General features: G+C 52.8%; 2 rRNA genes. Both read left to right on the forward strand.

Going from position 1 to position 1,691, the window contains the following annotated elements:
• Window positions 1-1,418: ribosomal RNA gene (locus ACHHRT_RS13735) — 23S ribosomal RNA — on the forward strand; the annotation flags it as partial.
• Between the two features lie 103 nt (window positions 1,419-1,521).
• Window positions 1,522-1,638, forward strand: a 5S ribosomal RNA gene (gene rrf, locus ACHHRT_RS13740).
• The last annotated feature ends 53 nt before the right edge of the window (window positions 1,639-1,691 follow it).

Here is a 1,691-nt window from a genome sequence, read left to right on the forward strand (position 1 = left end):
AGGCAAATCCGTTCTTCCATTTAAACGCTGAGGCGTGACGACGAGGGCGAAAGCCCACAAAGTGGTTGATCCCATGCTGCCAGGAAAAGCCTCGTAGCGAGTTGATATAGCGACCGTACCGCAAACCGACACAGGTAGGCAGGGAGAGTATCCTAAGGTGCTTGAGAGAACTCTGGTTAAGGAACTCGGCAAAATGACACCGTAACTTCGGGAGAAGGTGTGCCCCCATAAGGTGAAATAACTACTTATCTAGCCGAAGGGGGTTGCAGTGAACTGGGGGGAGCGACTGTTTACTAAAAACACAGGACTATGCGAAGTCGAAAGACGCGGTATATGGTCTGACGCCTGCCCGGTGCCGGAAGGTTAAGGGGAGAGGTTATCCGCAAGGAGAAGCTTCGAACCGAAGCCCCGGTAAACGGCGGCCGTAACTATAACGGTCCTAAGGTAGCGAAATTCCTTGTCGGGTAAGTTCCGACCTGCACGAATGGCGTAACGATTTCCCCACTGTCTCAACCAGGGACTCAGCGAAACTGTAACACCGGTGAAGATGCCGGTTACCCGCAGCAAGACAGAAAGACCCCGTGAACCTTTACTATAGCTTGGCATTGGAGTTTGGGATGATTTGTGTAGGATAGGTGGGAGACGTTGAAGCGGGAGCGCTAGCTCTCGTGGAGTCAACCTTGAAATACCACCCTGATTATTCTAGGCTTCTAACCACGACCCGTAACCCGGGTTTGGGACATTGTCTGGTGGGTAGTTTGACTGGGGCGGTCGCCTCCTAAAGAGTAACGGAGGCGCGCGATGGTTCCCTCAGGCTGATTGGAAACCAGCCGTAGAGTGTAAAGGCATAAGGGAGCTTGACTGCGAGACTGACAAGTCGAGCAGGTACGAAAGTAGGTCTTAGTGATCCGGCGATTCCGCATGGAAGGGTCGTCGCTCAACGGATAAAAGGTACTCCGGGGATAACAGGCTTATCTCCCCCAAGAGTCCATATCGACGGGGAGGTTTGGCACCTCGATGTCGGCTCATCGCATCCTGGGGCTGGAGCAGGTCCCAAGGGTTTGGCTGTTCGCCAATTAAAGCGGTACGCGAGCTGGGTTTAAAACGTCGTGAGACAGTTTGGTCCTTATCTGCTGTGGGCGTAGGATATTTGAGGGGATCTGTTCCTAGTACGAGAGGACCGGGATGGACGAACCACTGGTGTTCCTGTTGTCGCGCCAGCGGCAATGGCAGGGTAGCCACGTTCGGAAGGGATAACCGCTGAAAGCATCTAAGCGGGAAGCCCACCCCAAGATAAGATATCCCGTGACGAAAGTCACCTGAAGGCTCGTCGTAGACTACGACGTTGATAGGCCGGGTGTGGAAGTGTGGCAACACATGGAGCTTACCGGTACTAATAAGCCGTGCGGCTTGACCAATTACTTTTTTTCTTCTAGTTAGCTTGCAAAAACTCGCTATCGCATTCAAAACAACATATTCAGTTATCACTGTTTTTACCGTCAACCATGACGGTTACGCTTTTTCGGTGGCCATAGCGAGGGGGTCACACCCGTTCCCATTCCGAACACGGAAGTTAAGCCCCTCAGCGCCGATGGTACTGCCAGGGAAACTTGGTGGGAGAGTAGGTCGCCGCCGAATCTTTTTCAGTTAAGCCCCCGTAAACGATTGCATCGTTTGCGGGGGCTTTTTTT

Source organism: Desulfurivibrio modestus (genome assembly GCF_044068625.1).
Lineage (GTDB): Bacteria > Desulfobacterota > Desulfobulbia > Desulfobulbales > Desulfurivibrionaceae > Desulfurivibrio.